At 72.9% G+C, this 14993-nt stretch carries 17 protein-coding genes and 2 tRNA genes; 9 read left to right on the top strand and 10 right to left on the bottom strand.

What is annotated here, in order from left to right; all coding sequences use genetic code 11:
- The first annotated feature begins 41 nt into the window (after positions 1-41).
- A complete protein-coding gene (locus tag GH723_RS11820; RefSeq protein ID WP_153759835.1) occupies positions 42-446 on the top strand; it encodes a four-helix bundle copper-binding protein in 405 nt (134 codons plus the stop codon).
- Here GH723_RS11820 and GH723_RS11815 read toward each other — a convergent pair.
- A complete protein-coding gene (locus GH723_RS11815; protein WP_153759834.1) occupies positions 436-2037 on the bottom strand; it encodes a phytoene desaturase family protein in 1602 nt (533 codons plus the stop codon). The two genes, GH723_RS11820 and GH723_RS11815, sit on opposite strands and share 11 nt — an antisense overlap.
- Positions 2034-2507: an SRPBCC family protein gene (locus GH723_RS11810; protein WP_195210268.1), complete on the bottom strand. Its 474-nt coding sequence runs from the start codon at positions 2505-2507 to the stop codon at positions 2034-2036. The genes GH723_RS11815 and GH723_RS11810 overlap by 4 nt, the downstream gene beginning before the upstream one ends.
- Before the next feature lie 103 nt (positions 2508-2610).
- Here GH723_RS11810 and GH723_RS11805 point away from each other — a divergent pair, with 103 nt between their 5' ends.
- Together GH723_RS11805 and GH723_RS11800 are read left to right on the top strand one after the other, a co-directional pair.
- Entirely contained in the window at positions 2611-3159 is a 549-nt protein-coding gene (locus tag GH723_RS11805; RefSeq protein WP_153759832.1) for a hypothetical protein, read from the top strand.
- A 45-nt stretch (positions 3160-3204) separates the two neighbouring features.
- Entirely contained in the window at positions 3205-4179 is a 975-nt protein-coding gene (locus tag GH723_RS11800) for a class I SAM-dependent methyltransferase (RefSeq protein WP_153759831.1), read from the top strand.
- Here the strand turns inward: GH723_RS11800 and GH723_RS11795 are convergent.
- From GH723_RS11795 to GH723_RS11785, 3 genes are read right to left on the bottom strand one after another with little or no spacing between them, the layout of a single operon-like run.
- Positions 4157-5341: a zinc-dependent alcohol dehydrogenase gene (locus tag GH723_RS11795; RefSeq protein WP_153759830.1), complete on the bottom strand. Its 1185-nt coding sequence runs from the start codon at positions 5339-5341 to the stop codon at positions 4157-4159. The genes GH723_RS11800 and GH723_RS11795 overlap by 23 nt on opposite strands.
- Complete coding sequence (locus tag GH723_RS11790; protein WP_153759829.1) at positions 5338-5706, bottom strand: hypothetical protein; 369 nt, start codon at positions 5704-5706, stop codon at positions 5338-5340. Before GH723_RS11790 ends, GH723_RS11795 begins: the two co-directional genes overlap by 4 nt.
- A 37-nt stretch (positions 5707-5743) precedes the next feature.
- Positions 5744-6709, bottom strand: a complete 966-nt coding sequence (locus GH723_RS11785; RefSeq protein ID WP_153759828.1) for a TIGR03557 family F420-dependent LLM class oxidoreductase — start codon at positions 6707-6709, stop codon at positions 5744-5746.
- Positions 6710-6888: 179 nt separating this feature from the next.
- On the opposite strand from GH723_RS11785, the gene GH723_RS11780 reads away from it, so the two are divergent.
- The 4 genes from GH723_RS11780 (at position 6889) to GH723_RS11765 (ending at position 9848) form a co-directional block, all read left to right on the top strand.
- Positions 6889-7341: a hypothetical protein gene (locus tag GH723_RS11780; RefSeq protein ID WP_153759827.1), complete on the top strand. Its 453-nt coding sequence runs from the start codon at positions 6889-6891 to the stop codon at positions 7339-7341.
- Positions 7342-7350: 9 nt separating this feature from the next.
- Positions 7351-8046: a hypothetical protein gene (locus tag GH723_RS11775; RefSeq protein WP_153759826.1), complete on the top strand. Its 696-nt coding sequence runs from the start codon at positions 7351-7353 to the stop codon at positions 8044-8046.
- Positions 8027-8392: a hypothetical protein gene (locus tag GH723_RS11770; RefSeq protein ID WP_153759825.1), complete on the top strand. Its 366-nt coding sequence runs from the start codon at positions 8027-8029 to the stop codon at positions 8390-8392. Before GH723_RS11775 ends, GH723_RS11770 begins: the two co-directional genes overlap by 20 nt.
- 85 nt (positions 8393-8477) lie before the next feature.
- Complete coding sequence (locus GH723_RS11765) at positions 8478-9848, top strand: PI-PLC domain-containing protein (protein WP_153759824.1); 1371 nt, start codon at positions 8478-8480, stop codon at positions 9846-9848.
- On the opposite strand, the gene GH723_RS11760 is transcribed toward GH723_RS11765, so the two are convergent.
- The 5 genes from GH723_RS11760 to GH723_RS11740 all read right to left on the bottom strand — a co-directional run bounded on the left by GH723_RS11760 (position 9832) and on the right by GH723_RS11740 (position 12842).
- The gene (locus tag GH723_RS11760; RefSeq protein ID WP_153759823.1) at positions 9832-10191 is read right to left on the bottom strand and encodes a VOC family protein; all 360 of its coding nucleotides are present in this window, start codon (positions 10189-10191) and stop codon (positions 9832-9834) included. The genes GH723_RS11765 and GH723_RS11760 overlap by 17 nt on opposite strands.
- Before the next feature lie 13 nt (positions 10192-10204).
- Positions 10205-11098 (bottom strand): 1,4-dihydroxy-2-naphthoyl-CoA synthase, encoded by an 894-nt coding sequence (locus tag GH723_RS11755; protein ID WP_153759822.1) that lies wholly within the window; start codon positions 11096-11098, stop codon positions 10205-10207.
- 39 nt (positions 11099-11137) lie between these two features.
- Positions 11138-12634: a carboxylesterase/lipase family protein gene (locus GH723_RS11750; RefSeq protein ID WP_195210267.1), complete on the bottom strand. Its 1497-nt coding sequence runs from the start codon at positions 12632-12634 to the stop codon at positions 11138-11140.
- Between the two features lie 29 nt (positions 12635-12663).
- A tRNA-Gly gene (locus GH723_RS11745) sits at positions 12664-12738 on the bottom strand.
- Between the two features lie 27 nt (positions 12739-12765).
- Positions 12766-12842, bottom strand: a tRNA-Pro gene (locus tag GH723_RS11740).
- A gap of 86 nt (positions 12843-12928) precedes the next feature.
- On the opposite strand from GH723_RS11740, the gene tig reads away from it, so the two are divergent.
- A complete protein-coding gene (gene tig, locus GH723_RS11735) occupies positions 12929-14356 on the top strand; it encodes a trigger factor (protein WP_195210266.1) in 1428 nt (475 codons plus the stop codon).
- Positions 14353-14982 (top strand): ATP-dependent Clp protease proteolytic subunit, encoded by a 630-nt coding sequence (locus GH723_RS11730; protein ID WP_153759819.1) that lies wholly within the window; start codon positions 14353-14355, stop codon positions 14980-14982. The genes tig and GH723_RS11730 overlap by 4 nt, the downstream gene beginning before the upstream one ends.
- Positions 14983-14993 lie beyond the last annotated feature (11 nt).

The following is a 14993-nucleotide window of genomic DNA, read 5'->3' as shown; positions in this document are numbered from 1 at the left end:
CTCCGCCGGGACCGACCCGGCGACCGATCGGAGGAACCTGCATGACCGTCAAGGACATGATCGCGACCTATCCGGGATCGACGGCGCTCGACGGCGAGCTGCTGAACCGGGCGATCTCGACGCTCGACGAGTGCTCGACGATCTGCGCCCAGTGCGCCGATGCGTGCCTCGGGGAGCCTGGTCTCTCTCCCGAGCTCGCCGACTGCATCCGGACCGACCTCGACTGCGCCGACGTGTGCGCCGCCACGAGCAGGGTGCTCGCCCGCCAGACCGCGTTCGACGCCGACGTCGCTCGGGCCCTCGTCGACGCCTGCCTCGCTGCGTGCACGGCCTGTGCCGAGGACTGCGAGTCGCACGCCGACCACATGGACCACTGCCGCGTGTGCGCCGAGATGTGCCGGCGTTGCGAGGAGGTCTGCCGCGAGGTCCTCGCCGCTATCGGGTGATGCGGCGTCGGACCCACCCGGCGGCGCGGCGTCGCCGGTCGTGCCAGAGGGCGGCGCGCGCGGCGTTGGCGCCGCTGCCGCCGTGCACGGAGCCGCCGGGGTGGGCCGAGGCCGAGCCGAGGAAGAGGCCGCGCACCGGCGTCTCGGACCGGCCGAGGCCCGGTACCGGTCGGAAGATCAGCTGCTGGTGGATCTGGGTCGTGCCACCGCTGATGTCGCCGCCCACGAGGCTGGCGTTCGCAGCCTCCAGGTCGTTCGGGCCCTGCACGTGGCGACCCACGACGCGGTCCCGGAATCCAGGCGCGAGGCGTTCGATCCGGTCGGTCATCCGCTCGACGAAGGCGTCGAGGCCCTCGCCCTCCAGGCGGCCGTGCGTCGTGATCTCACCGCGTGCGTCGGAGCGGATCTCCTGCGGGACGTGGGTGTAGGCCCACAGCGACTCCGTCCCCGACGGCGACCGGGTCGGGTCGGCCGTGCTCATCTGCCCGACCAGGAGGAACGGATCGGCCGGGACCTCGCCGATCGACAGCGACGTGGCGGTGCGCGTCAGCTCGTCGAGCGAGTCGGCGACGTGGACGGTGCCCGCACCCACCACGCGGTGGTCCGACCACGGCACGGCACCGTCGACCGCCCAGTTGACCTTGACGGTCCCGCTCGCCCGCTGGAACCGGCGCAGACCGACGCGGAACGCGTCGTCGAGCACCTCGGGTGCGAGGAGGCGCTGGTAGAGGATCTCGGCATCGCAGGCCGCGACGACGGCACGGCGCGCTCGGATCGGGCCGTCGGCGGTGTGCACCATCGAGGCGCGCCCGTCGCGGACCTCGATCCGCTCGACCTTCGAGCGGCAGCGGATCTCGGCCCCCGCCGCCTCGGCGCGGCGCACCAGCGCACCGGCCAGCTCGCCGGCGCCGCCGACGGGCACGGGGAAGCCGACCGACTGCCCGAGCCCGCAGAGGATCCAGGCGAGCATCGCGGAGGGTGCGGACTCCGGTGTGACGTCCCCGTGGAGCGCGTTGCCGGCGAGGAGCAGTCCTGGCCCGTCACCCCCGAAGCGCTCCTCGGCGAGCCGCCGGACGGGCATCACGAGCAGCCGCGCCACCTCGAGCAGCTCGAGCCGGGCCGACGCGGCGAGGCGAACCCCGCCCCGGATCGGCGGAAACGGGCTGAGGAGCGAGTGCAGCACGCCGACGCCGGCGCGCTCCCAGAAGTGCTGGAGGTCGAGCCACGCGTCGCCGTCGCCGGGGTGCTCGGCGTCGAGCTCGCCGGCGGTCGCCTCCGGATCGCGGTGCATGACCACCGCAGGACGGCCGGGCCGGGGGTGGGCGAGGACCGTCGGCGCGTGGGTCCACCGGAGGCCGTGGTCCTCCAGGCCGAGCGAGGTGAGGACCGGCGATGCCGCCGACATCGGGTAGAAGGCCGAGAACATGTCGGTGACGAAGCCGGGCGCCGCCACCTCGTCGGATCGGATCGCGCCGCCGGGGACGTCGGCCGCTTCCAGGACCACCACGTCCCAGCCGGCGTCGGCGAGGATCGACGCAGCGACGAGGCCGTTGTGGCCCCCGCCGACGACGACGGCATCGACCTCCCTCACGGGCGGCTCCCGTCGCCGAGGTAGGCACGCAGGCGCCGCAGCGACACGGCGTTGCGTGCGAAGAGGGCCGGGCGCAGAGCGGGCGTGGCCACGGACAGGTGCCCCCGGGGCTTCTCGCGGAAGGTGAGGAAGCTGCCGTCCCCCTGCGGCTGGACGAGCAGCTCCACCAGGCCCTCGGTGCGACCGACGTGCACGTCGAGGAGCAGGCGGTGGGGCGGTTCGGCGGCGATCGACTCCGAGACGTCGTCGATCGTCGCCTCCTCGACGGGACCGACGGAGTGGTGGAAGCGCGTCCCCGGGGCGGGGAACCCGTCGTCGACGGCCCGGATGTGCTGGGCGCCGACGAGCCAGTCGGGGTAGGTGCGGGGATCGGCGAGGACCGCCCACACGGCCTCGGGTGGCGCGGGCAGCGGACCGCGGACCTCCACGGGGGAGGTGAGGCGCTCGGTCGCGCGCTGGAGTGGGTTCACTGGGCGGTCTCCTCGGGTGGCGGGCTGCGGGGCGCCTACCCCGTGTCGCGTCCCCGTCATCCTGCCCGTTTGTGCGGTGGGGCAGGGGGGAAGGCGTGGGCGCATGGACGAGAGCCACAGGACCCCGCACGCCCACGGCGTCATCGCCATCTACAGGGACGAGGCGTCGGCGCAGCGGGCGGCCACCGCCCTCCGCTCGATCGGCGTGAGCGAGTCGTCGATCCGCTCGCGCGGCCCGGCAGGAGGCGACCACGCGACGCCCACGCCCCTCGTCGAGGATCACGCTGCGGTCGTCGACGCCGAGAAGGCGCTCTTCGCAGGGGCCGCCGGCACGGCGATCGCGATGGCCGTCGGCGCTGTCATCGGCCTGCCGTTCGCGTTCATCGAGTTCCTGGACTGGCCCTTCTGGCTCCGGGCGATCAGCACCATGACCATCGGTGCGCTGATGGTCGGGGCGGTCGGGATCATCGCGGCGCCTGCCCTCGTCACCCGTCGGCCCGACCAGGCCGCCGAGGGCGTGAAGGGCGTCGTGCTCGCCGTCGACGACTACTCGACGCAGATCGCCCAGGTGATCACGAACGAGAAGCCGGTGCGGATCGACCTGGTCGACGACGGCGGGCAGACCCTCCCGAACGACACGACCGGCCGCTGAGCCCCGCGGTGGCGGCCGGCGCCGCCGCCGGGCCACCCTTGGGGCATGACCGTCGACCACTACGCGGACCGCTACTGGAACGACCTCCCAGCGGTGCTGCGCTACATGCAGCGGCGTGCCACCGGCGACCCGGCCACGTGGTGGATGGACCACTTCAAGGCCACCTACGCCACGCCTCCGCGCCGGCGTGGCCTCGTGATCGGATGCGGCAACGGGTGGGTGGAGCGCGACCTCTTCGACCGTGGGGTCTGCGAGCACTTCGACGCCTTCGACTTCTCCGCCGACTACCTGGTCCAGGCGGAGGCGGCGAAGGGCGATCGATCGATCAGCTACCGGCAGAGCGACTTCCGCAGCTTCCGCCCCGAGGGCGCCTACGACCTGATCGTCAACGTGGCCGCCCTGCACCACGCCCAGCACCTGTGGCGACACGTCGCCCGGCTCGCCGACGCCCTGACGAGCGACGGCGTGTTCGTGCACTGGGAGTACGTCGGACCGCGCCGCAACCAGTACCCCCGGTCGCAGATCCGGGCGATGGAGCGCGTCCGTGACGAGCTGCCCGAGCGCTTCCGGACCCCGCACGCGCTGAAGCCGTCACGGCGGGCCGCCGTCCTGGGCGACCCCACCGAGGCCGTGCACTCCGACGAGATCGTCGACGCCCTCGAGGCGTTCTTCGAGATCGAGATGCGGCGCGACGTGGGCGGCGGCATCGCCTACCAGCTCCTGTGGAACTTCACCGAGCCCTTCGAGGACGAGGACGACGCCGAGGCGCAGGACGCGCTGCAGGCGATCCTGCGCGCCGACGAGGCCCAGACGGGCACCTCGGCCGTCCCGCCGATGTTCACCTACATCGTCGCCCGCCCACGCACCGCAGCGACGTGGCGGGGACGGTGGCGTCGGTTCGTCCACGAACCGGTCCGCGAGTCCCTCCCGGCGCGGCTCGAGGACCGCTACCCGGGGGAGGCGGTCCTCGAGCTGGCCGAGCGTGCGGCGGGACGGATCAGGGCTCGAACACGACCTTGATCGCGCCGTCCTCCTTCTTCTGGAAGATCTCGTAGGCCCGGGGCGCCTCGTCGAGCGGGAGCCGGTGGGTGGTCAGGTCGAGGACGCCGAGCGGGTCGTCGTCCCCGCCGACGAGCGGGAGGATGTCGTCGACCCACCGGCGGACGTTCGCCTGGCCCATGCGGATCGTGAGCTGCTTGTCGAACATCTGCATCATCGGCAGGGGGTCGAGCATCCCGCCGTAGACACCGCTGACCGACAGCGTGCCGCCTCGGCGAGCCATCTCGATGCCGCTCGTCAGGGCGGCGAGGCGGTCCAGGCCGGCGTTCTTCATCGCCGGGCGGGCCACGGCGTCGGGCAGGAACCCCACGAGGGTCTGGGCCACCTTGGCACCGGGGGAGCCGTGAGCCTCCATGCCCACCGCGTCGATCACGGCGTCGGGACCGCGCCCCGAGGTGAGGTCGCGCGTGGCCGCGGCCAGGTCGTCGGCCTCGTTCAGGTCGATCGTGGTGACCCCGTGGCGCGACGCCATCGCCAGCCGCTCGGGGACCAGGTCGATCCCGATGACGAGGGACGCCCCCCGGTGCCGAGCGATGCGTGCGGACATCTGACCGATCGGGCCGAGGCCGAGCACGGCGACCGTGCCGCCCGCGGGGATCTGCGCGTACTCGACGGCCTGCCACGCCGTCGGGAGGACGTCGGACAGGAACACGAAGCGGTCGTCGGGCGGGCCGTGCGGCACCTTGATCGGCCCGTAGTCGGCGAAGGGCACGCGGAGGAGCTCGGCCTGACCGCCGGCCACCTGGCCGTAGAGCTTCGTGTAGCCGAACAGCGAGCCCCCCGTGCCGTGGTCGTGGTTCTGCGTGGTCTCGCACTGGGACTGGAGGCCGTTCGAGCACATCCAGCACGAACCGCAGGAGACGTTGAACGGGATCACCACGCGGTCGCCGACCGCGAGGCCGTCGACCCCGGAGCCGACCGCCTCGACGACCCCCATCGGCTCGTGGCCGAGGATGTCGCCGGGGTCGAGGAACGGCCCGAACAGCTCGTAGAGGTGCAGGTCCGAACCGCACAGCCCCGTGGAGGTCACCCGCACGATCGCGTCGCGAGGGTCCTGGATGGTCGGGTCGGGCACCTGCTCGACGCGGACGTCGCGCCGGCCGTGCCAGGTGAGTGCTCTCATGTCGGCTCCTGGGTCGTGGGCAGTCGTTGGAGGACCGCAGCGTCCTCGGGTGAGGCCGCAGGCCCGTAGGCGAGGACGACCGTCCCCGCGACGTCGCAGTCGGGACAGCGGCCGGCGACGACGAGGGTCATGTCGTCGGGGTCCGACGCCCCTTCCATGCGACGGGTGACCAGCTCCTGGAGCGCATCGGGGGCGACCGTGTGGTCGCACGCACCGCAGCGCAGCTCGCCGCCGTCGACGGGGTAGAGGTGCTCGGTGTAGCCCTCGTCGACCAGGCGGTCGAGGACCGTCTGCTGGTCGACGTTGTCGGTGGGCACGCCCGGGATCTGGTGGCCGGGGGTGCCGGAGGGATCGAGTCCGGTCATGGCCGGCCACCTGCCCCCGTGGACGGGCGGCAAACCGTCACAGGCGGGGGAGGACCTCGTCGCGGTAGAAGCGCATGAAGCCCTCCTGCTCGGGACCGATCTGGTGGATGTACACCTCGTCGTACCCGGCCTCGGCGAAGGCGCGCAGCGACGCCACGTGGACCTCCGGATCGGGGCCGCACGGCTTGCCGTCGGCCGCCTGGTCCTCGGTGACGAGCTGCGAGGCCTGCTCGAAGTGCGCGGGCATCGGCAGCTCCTGGGCCAGCTCGCCGGGCAGGCCGGAGTTGGGCCAGAGGCGGTGCACCGTGGCACGGGCCGCCGCCTCGTCCTCGGCCCAGCACGCCTTGGCCGCGGCGATCGCCGGGCCGCTGCCGCCGGCGGACCGGAACCCCTCGACCGCCTCGGCGTCGGGGGAGGTCGTGACCAGACCGTCGCCGATCCGTCCGGCCAGCTCGGCGGCCTTCGGGCCGAACGCCGAGACGTACACGGGCACCGAGCCGCCGTCGGGGGCGGTGTAGAGGCGGGCGTTCTCCACCCGGTAGTGCTCGCCGACGTGGGTGACCTGGTCGCCGGTCCACAGCTTCCGCATGACCTCGACCGCCTCCTCCAGCATGGAGAGGCGGATGTCGGCGGGCGGCCAGCGATCGCCGAGCACGTGTTCGTTGAGGTTCTCGCCCGTGCCGACGCCGAGGAAGAACCCGCCGCCGGTGAGGAGGGACTGCGTCGCCGCGGCCTGGGCGACGATCGCCGGGTGGATCCGAACCGTCGGGCAGGTGACGCCCGTGCCGATGCGCACGTCCGGCGCGGCCTGGGCGAGCGCTCCCATCACGCTCCACACGAACGGGCTCTGGCCCTGCTCGTCGGTCCACGGGTGGAAGTGGTCGGAGATGTCGATCCGGTCGAAGCCGTGCTCGACGGCCATCGCTCCGAAGCGGACGAGGTCCTTGGGCCCGTGCTCCTCGCTCGACAGGGTGTAACCGATCTTGATCGCGTGGGAAGGCATGGCACAGGGGTTGCCCGCAGACTCGGCCGTCTACTCCTCCCCTCGGGTGCGTGGGTCCGAGATCGGTGTCACGTTTCGTGGGAGGGTGACAGGGGGAGGGCGCCCCCGGTACCTCCGGCGTCCGCGGGAGGGACCGGTGCCACGAGGTTGCGAACCATGCCACGAGAGACGGTGAGGTCATGACGCGGCGTGTCGTCGACCCCAGCCGCTGGGTCAGCCTGGCGGTGGGCCTCGTCGTGCTGCTCGGCGGTGCCGTCGCGGTGGTGCGGGTGGGCATCGGCCGGTTCCCGTCCGGTCCGGCGGTGGACGTGTGGGGCCTGCGGTTCACACCCCTGCTCGCCGTCGTCGTGCTGCTGCTCGGTGCGTTCTTCTGCGTCGCCGCCGCCGACCCCAGCCGGGCCGCGAGCACGTTCACCGCCACCTTCGGCATCCTCGGCGGACTCGCCGTCGCCCTCATCGACGACGACCTCCCCGCGCAGATGCTCTCCACCCCTCGCCTCGGGTGGACCTGCGTCGGGCTGTCCGCGGTGGTGCTCGTGTCGGACCTCACCCTCCCGGCGCTGGCCGTCGGTCGGCCACGGCGGCGACGCGCCCGGCCACCCGCGGGCGACGGGCACCTCACACGTCGCTAGCCTTCGCGCGTGGACGACCACGCCCCCCAGGGACGACCGCCGCGACGCACGCCTCCCGCGCTGTTCCTGCTGGCCCTCAGCGCCGTCGCGGTCGTCGCCGCCATCGCCGTCGCGGTCGTGGTCGGGGGTGACGACGACGCACCGAACGACGCGGCCGGCTCGGGGGGCGAGGCGGCCTCGCCGACCGTCCAGTCCCTGCCACCGGAGTGCGAGAACCTCCACGCCGGCCACGGCATCGCGATGTGGAACTCGGCCATGGCCGACGAGATGACGACCGCGGGGTGCCCGTTCCCGTACGAGCCGTTCATCCCCCCGATGGAGGGAGGCGAGGAGGACCCGTCGATCGACGCCCCGTTCGAGCCGCGCCTCTACGCCGACATCTGGCAGATGCTCTCCGACGCCGACCTCGGCCTGTGCCAGGTGACGACCCTGCCCGAGGACTCCGTCGACGGCCTCGTCTTCGGGTTCAGGTACGTCGCAGGTGCGGCCGGCTGTCCCGAGCTCGAGGGCGACGTGGCCCTCGAGGTCCGGGAGTACGCGACGCGTGCCTGGCGCGATGCCCGGGCCCACGACGCCGAGGCGCCGCGCACGTTCGTCCTCGGCCGGTGGGTGATCGGTGTCGCCCCGACCGGCGAGGGTGGGGAGACCGCAGTGCGTGCGGTCGCCGAGGGGCTCGGCGGACTGGGTGCGGTCGAGCTCACGTGACCTGAGGCCCGGCGCCCGCCGGGCGGTCGACGCCGCGCTCGTGCTCGCGGTGGTCCTCGCCGGCGTCGTCGCCGTGAGCACGGTCGTCGTGCGGGCGACGATCCTCGACGAGTCGACCTACACGCAGGCGCTCACCCAGGCCGATGCCTTCGAGCGGATCTACACCGACGTGCTGCCCGATCCCGAGGTCGTGGCCGTGCAGGAGGCCTTGCTCGGGGAGCTGCGCGTGCCGGCCCCCCTGGCCACCCAGGCGCGGGCGCTGGCGACGAGCGCCGTGCGTTGGGCCCTGCCGCCGGAAGCCATCCAGTCGGCCACCGAGCGCGCCGTCGGGGACGTGCTGGCGTGAGCTGACGGCGGCCATCGAGGAGCGCGCCCAGGCGCGCGCCGACGCGGTCGTCGGGACGCTCGACGATGCGCGGCGGGTCGCCGCCGTGGCCGACCCGTGGGTGACGGTCGTCGCGCTGCTCGTCGGCCTGGCCGCCGGCGGGGCGCTGCTGTGGCGGCACCGTCGAGACCTGGTGGGCGGGAGCCAGCTGCTCGGTGGCGCGCTCGTCGCCGCGGGCCTTCTGACCGCCGGCCTGTGGTGGATCCTCGGCCGTCGCATCGACGAGCCGCTCGACCGGGCGACCGGGACGGGGCCGGGCACGTGGGACCTCCCGGTCGGCATCGGTGACCTCCTCGCCGACGTGCAGTCCGAGCTCGGGTCGGCCCTGCGGCAGGAGGTGCTCTGGCGCGCTGCTGTCCCTCTCGTGGCCGGACTCGCCCTGATCGTGGTGCCCGCGCTCCCACGCCTCGCCCGGCGTCTGCCGGCGCTCGCCCGCCGCGTGCCGGCGGTCGGCTCTCGCCCGCTCGTCGGCGGTGCCGTCGCCGTGGCGATCGTGCTCGGCGCCGGTCTCGTCGTCGGTGCTCCCACGGAGGCCGACCCGGAGCGGGCCTGCAACGGCCACGTCGAGCTCTGCGACCGGCCGTACGATGAGGTGGTCCAGCCCGCCACCCACAACTCGATGTCGAGCCCCGACGTCGTCGAGATCTGGCCCGAGCACGACGGCGACATCGCGGCGCAGCTCGACGCCGGCATCCGCGCCCTCCTGATCGACACGCACCACTGGACGGCGATGGTGTCGGCGGACGACCTCCAGCGGCGGGCGCCGGGGACGTCGGACGCCGTGGCCGACGCCCTCTGGCCGCTCGTCCGGCCCTTCGCCGAGGAGCGGCCGGGCACGTTCCTCTGCCACAACCACTGCGCCTTCGGCGGCATGCCCTTCGTCGACGCGCTCGACGACGTGCGCGCCTTCCTCGACGCCAACCCCGACGACGTGGTCACGCTCGTGATCCAGGACGCGATCAGCGTCGAGGAGACCGAGGCGGCGTTCGCGGAGGCGCGACTCGAGAGCTACCTCTACGAGCCCTCGGGTGCGGGGTGGCCGACGCTCGGCGAGATGATCGACGACGGCGAGCGGCTCGTCGTCGTCGCCGAGGTGGAGGGCCCGCCCCCGGCCTGGTACCTCCACGCCTTCGACGAGATGCAGGAGACGCCGTTCACCGTCCTTCGGCCCGACGCCTTCACCTGTGAGCCCAACCGCGGACCGGACGACGCGTCCCTGTTCCTGCTGAACCACTGGGTGCAGCGGGTCGCCCCCGACCGAGCCGACGCGCTCGAGGTCAACGCCCACGACGTCCTGGTCGACAGGGCCCGACGCTGCGCAGCGGAGCGCGGGCAGCTCCCCGACTTCCTCGCAGTGAACTTCTACAGCCTCGGCGATGTCGTCGGGGCGGCCGACACGCTCAACGGGGTGGGTTGAGGTCGTCGGGGTCCCGGAAGAGCAGGCGGTTGCCGGACGGGTCGTGGACCACGAGGGCGCCGTCGTGCCGGCGTGACGCCCCGACCCCGCGCGACGCCAGCTCGCCGGTGAGCGCGTCGAGGTCGGCGACGACGATGGTCAGCTCGGCGCGCCGGCGGTCGGTGAGCTCGCGCCGGCGGGCCAGGTGGACCTCGACGTCGTCACGGCTGACCACCGCGTAGTTGAGGACGCCGGGCGCAGCGGGGGACCGGTGGACGAACGACGTCGTGAAGCCGAGCGCGTCGCCCCACCACTCGAGCGCCGCCTCGACGCTCTCGACGGCGAGGACGGTCGGCGCCGTCATCGGCCGCGGTCGCTCAGTAGTGCCAGGGGTACGACGACCAGTCCGGGTCGCGCTTCTCGAGGAACGCGTCGCGCCCCTCCGCCGCCTCGTCGGTCATGTAGGCGAGCCGGGTCGCCTCGCCGGCGAAGACCTGCTGGCCGACGAGACCGTCGTCGATCAGGTTGAACGCGAACTTCAGCATCCGCTGGGCCTGCGGGCTCTTGCCGTTGATCTTCCGCGCCCACTCGAGCGCCGTCGCCTCCAGCTCGGCGTGGGGCACGACGGCGTTCACCATCCCCATCCGATGGGCATCGGCGGCGGAGTACTCGTCGCCGAGGAAGAAGATCTCGCGTGCGAACTTCTGGCCGACCTGGCGGGCGAGGTACGCCGAGCCGAAGCCGCCGTCGAAGCTCGCGACGTCGGCGTCGGTCTGCTTGAAGCGGGCGTGCTCCTCGCTCGCCAACGTGAGGTCGGCGACCACGTGGAGGCTGTGGCCTCCGCCGGCGGCCCACCCGGGGACGACGCAGACGACCACCTTCGGCATGAACCGGATGAGGCGCTGGACCTCGAGGATGTGGAGCCGCCCGGCCGACGCCCGGTTCGGCGCCGGATCGTCGTCGGTGTACTGGTACCCGGCCTTGCCCCGGACCCGCTGGTCGCCACCGGAGCAGAACGCCCAGCCGCCGTCCTTCGGCGAGGGTCCGTTGCCGGTGAGGAGGACGCAGCCGACGTCGGGCGTCTGCCGGGCGTGGTCGAGCGCGGTGTAGAGCTCGTCGACCGTGTGCGGCCGGAAGGCGTTGCGCACCTCGGGCCGATCGAAGGCGATGCGCACCGTCCCGTGGGCGCGCGCCCGGTGGTAGGTGATGTCGGTGAAGGCGAATCCCTCGACGGGGGACCACACCTCGGGGTCGAAGATCTCCGAGACCATCCCGCCATCATCGGTCGCGGTGCCCTGCGGTGCGAACCGTCAGCGGCGAGAGGCTCGCCGGGCCACGGCGACCCGCTCCCAGAGCTCCCGGGTGGCGGCGTCGGGGTCGTCGACCGCGGCGGAGGCGCCGCGACCGAAGATCATGGTCGTCCGCTCGGGCGGCACGAACGGGGGCCACTCGGCGAGGCCGTCGTGGTTCGGGTCGCCGGTGCGGGCGAACGCGATCCAGGCGTCGCACATCGCGTCGGCGAGGCGCTGGCGCTCCGCCGAAGGGGGCGTGCCGCCGACGCCGAGGTTGTCGAACATGAAGGCGATCTCGTAGCCGTGCCCGGCGCGGCCCGCGAGGGCGTAGGTGAAGAAGTACTGCCACACCGGCGTGGACGTGCCCTTGGCCTTGGCCTCGGCGAGCTGGATCGACCCCGCGCGCATGCGCTGGTCGGTGAGCACGAACGAGAGGACGTCGAGCGGCGTGGCCCCGGGGTGGGCGGCGCGGTAGGTGGTGAGCACGTCGTCGAGGTGGTCCTCGGCGACGCCCGCCTGCGACCGGAGGCGGTCCGGGAGGTCCTCCTCGGCCAGCTCGGCAGGGAGGGTGCCCGCGCTCTCGTCGCGGTTGCAGCCGACGATGACCGGGACGTCGTTGGCCGTCCCCCGCACCAGCGCGTCGCCCGGGTGGGCGGGGATGACCGTGCCGTCGAGCACGGGGCTGAAGCCCATGCGGCCCGCGGACGTGGACGCGCTCGCCGCGAGGATCTCCTCGACCGAAGCGCTCCACAGCCGGGACGGGTCGTCGGCGGCGCCGAGGGCGTCGACGAGCTCGACCGCGGCGGCCCGGGCCCGCTCGGGCTTCGTGACCCGGAGGGCCGGGCCGCTCTGGATCGTCGCCCTGTGGAACAGACCGGCGGCGGTCGGCATCGCGAGCAGCGTCGCGACCTTCGCGCCGCCACCGGACTCGCCCATGATCGTGACGTTGCCGGGGTCGCCGCCGAACGCCACGGCGTTGTCGCGGACCCACTCGAGCGCGGCGACGAGGTCGAGCATGCCGGCGTTGCCGGACACGCTCGCCTCGTCGCCCGTGAGCCGGTCGCCCGCGAGCCCGTCGAGGTGCAGGTAGCCGAGGGGCCCGAGCCGGTGGTTGACCGTGACGACGACGACGTCGCCCCGGCGGGCGAGGTTCGTGCCGTCGTAGAGCGGCCACGAGCCGGAGCCGATGGCGTAGCCGCCGCCGTGGAACCAGACCATGACCGGTCGGCGGCCGTCGTCGACGCCGGGTGTCCACACGTTGAGGTGGAGGCAGTCCTCGTCCTGCGCGTGCTCCTGGGGCCAGCCGGGAGGACGCTGCGACGGTTGCGGGCACGACGGCGGCAGCGTGAGCGCCTCGCGCACCCCGTCCCACGCCTCGAGGGGCTGCGGCGGCCGGAACCGGTTCGGCCCGATCGGCGGTGCCGCGTACGGCACGCCCCTGAAGACGACGACGCCGTCGAGCGCCTCGCCCTGCACCCTGCCCGCCGTGGTGACGGCGTCCGCCGAGCTGCTCACTGGTTCCCCCCGGTTCCCGTGGTCGTGGTTGGAGCGGGTGACGGGAATCGAACCCGCATCATCAGCTTGGAAGGCTGAGGTTCTAGCCATTGAACTACACCCGCGGGTGGCCGGTCCGAGGACCGGCGCCGTGGTCGGGGAGGGGAGATTTGAACTCCCGACCCCCTGCTCCCAAAGCAGGTGCGCTGCCTGACTGCGCCACTCCCCGTGGTCCGACCGGGAGATGCTAGCGCCACGCCGCGGAGGGACCGTCCGCGCGGGACCCCCCGGGGCGACCGGTACACTCGCCGGACTGTGAAAACGACGGTCGAACCCCTCGAGGGGAACAAGGTCCGCCTCTCCATCGAGGTCGACGAGTCAGAGTTCGAGCCCGCGCTCGACGCCGCCTTCCGCCGCATCGCCCAGGAGGTCCGCCTGCCGGGCTTCCGTCCGGGCAAGGCGCCCCGGAAGCTGCTCGAGGCCCGCTTGGGCAAGGGCGTCGCACGCGAGGAGGCGCTGCGCGAGTCGCTGCCGTCCTTCTACTCCGACGCCGTCGTCGAGCACGAGGTCGACGTCATCGCCGCCCCGGAGATCGAGATCACCTCGGGCGAGGAGACCGGCCCCGTCACCTTCGACGCCGTCGTCGAGGTCCGGCCCACGATCGAGATCTCGGGCTACGAGTCCCTCGACGTCGAGCTGCCGTCGCCGACCGTGTCCGACGAGGAGCTCGACGAGCAGGTCGACCGGCTGCGCAACCAGTACGCCGAGCTCGTGGCGGTCGAGCGGCCTGCCGCCGACGGCGACGTCGTGCGCATCGACATCGAGGGCTCTCGCGACGGAGAGCCCATCGAGGGCCTCTCCGCCGCCGGCTACTCCTACGAGGTCGGCCTCGGCCAGGTCGTGGCAGAGCTCGACGAGAACCTGCGGGGCGCCTCCGCCGGCGACCACCTCGAGTTCTCCGGCGACGACCACACCCACGACGAGGACGAGCTCGACGAGCACGGCCACCCGCCGCACGGCCCGATCGACTTCGTCGTCGACGTCGTCGAGGTGCAGGAGAAGGTCCTGCCCGAGCTCACCGACGAGTGGGCGGCCGAGGCGTCGGAGTTCTCCACCGTCGAGGAGCTGCGCGCCGACCTGCGGGCCCGCCTCGAGCGGTCTCGCGCCGCGCAGGCCGAGAGCGCGCTGCGCAACGCCACGGCCGAGGCGCTCGCCGCCCTCGTCGAGATCGAGGCGCCGCAGCCGATGGTGTCGAGCGAGATGCAGCAGCAGCTCCAGAACCTCTCGATGAGCCTGCAGGCCCAGGGCCTCCAGCTCGAGCAGTTCCTCGCCATGACCGGCCAGCCCCAGGCCCAGTTCGTCGAGACCCTCCGCGAGGGCGCCACCCAGGCGGTCCTCGTCGACCTCGCCCTGCGCGCCGTCGCCGCCGCCGAGGGCATCGACGTCGACGAGTCGGAGGTCGACGAGGAGCTCGAGCGTCTGGCCGAGCGGGTCGGGGAGACCGTGGAGCGGGTGCGCGAGGAGTTCGAGCGCAGTGGGCAACTGCCGGAGGTACGCTCGGATCTGCGCAAGCAGAAGGCGCTCGATTGGCTCATCGAGCGTGTCGCCATCACCGATCCACAGGGCAACAGCATCGACCGTGCCGACCTGATCGCCGCCGCCGAGGCGGCCGACGAGGCCGAGCAGACCGCCGCCGAGGACACCCCGGACGAGGACGACACCGAGGGAGCGACCGACCAGTGACCTACATCCCGAACCCGGAGATCTGGGAGCAGACCAACCGGGGCGAGCGCAGCTCCAGCCTGTTCGGACGGCTGCTGCGGGAGAACATCATCTTCCTCGGGTTCCCGATCACCGACGACGTGGCCAACGTCGTCTGCGCGGAGCTCATCCACCTGGAGTCGGAGAACCCCGAGAAGGACATCAACATCTACATCAACTCGCCGGGCGGCGACATCAACGCGATGTTCGCCATCTACGACACGATGAGCTACATCCGGCCGGACATCAACACGATCTGCCTCGGCCAGGCGGCGTCGGCGGCCGCCGTGCTGCTCGCCGCGGGCACCAGCGGCAAGCGACTGGCGCTGCCCCACTCGCGGGTGATCATCCACCAGCCGTACTCCGGGGCCCAGGGCCAGGCGTCCGACGTCGAGCTCGCCGCCAAGGAGATCATGCGGCTGAAGTCCGCGCTGGAGGACGTCCTCTCGCGGCACACCGGCCAGCCGATCGAGAAGATCCAGACCGACACCGACCGCGACTTCGTGATGACCGCCGAGCAGGCCAAGGAGTACGGCATCATCGACGAGATCCTCACGCCGCGCGCGGTGGTCGACAACACTGGCCCGATCCGCGCCGCGAGCGCGTAGCGACGGCCCAG

Source organism: Actinomarinicola tropica (assembly GCF_009650215.1).
Taxonomy (GTDB): Bacteria; Actinomycetota; Acidimicrobiia; order Acidimicrobiales; family SKKL01; genus Actinomarinicola; species Actinomarinicola tropica.
The sequence above is the reverse complement of the archived record's forward strand: the minus strand, read 5'-3'. Positions and strand labels throughout refer to the sequence as shown.

Excerpts from the sequence above, each read along its gene's own strand:
- GH723_RS11805 (WP_153759832.1), top strand. The coding sequence starts at position 2,611 with ATGGACGAGAGCCACAGGACCCCGCACGCCCACGGCGTCATCGCCATC.
- GH723_RS11760 (WP_153759823.1), bottom strand. The coding sequence starts at position 10,191 with ATGACGGCGCCGACCGTCCTCGCCGTCGAGAGCGTCGAGGCGGCGCTC.
- GH723_RS11755 (WP_153759822.1), bottom strand. The coding sequence starts at position 11,098 with ATGGTCTCGGAGATCTTCGACCCCGAGGTGTGGTCCCCCGTCGAGGGA.
- GH723_RS11800 (WP_153759831.1), top strand. The coding sequence starts at position 3,205 with ATGACCGTCGACCACTACGCGGACCGCTACTGGAACGACCTCCCAGCG.
- GH723_RS11790 (WP_153759829.1), bottom strand. The coding sequence starts at position 5,706 with ATGACCGGACTCGATCCCTCCGGCACCCCCGGCCACCAGATCCCGGGC.
- GH723_RS11780 (WP_153759827.1), top strand. The coding sequence starts at position 6,889 with ATGACGCGGCGTGTCGTCGACCCCAGCCGCTGGGTCAGCCTGGCGGTG.
- GH723_RS11785 (WP_153759828.1), bottom strand. The coding sequence starts at position 6,709 with ATGCCTTCCCACGCGATCAAGATCGGTTACACCCTGTCGAGCGAGGAG.
- GH723_RS11820 (WP_153759835.1), top strand. The coding sequence starts at position 42 with ATGACCGTCAAGGACATGATCGCGACCTATCCGGGATCGACGGCGCTC.
- GH723_RS11795 (WP_153759830.1), bottom strand. The coding sequence starts at position 5,341 with ATGAGAGCACTCACCTGGCACGGCCGGCGCGACGTCCGCGTCGAGCAG.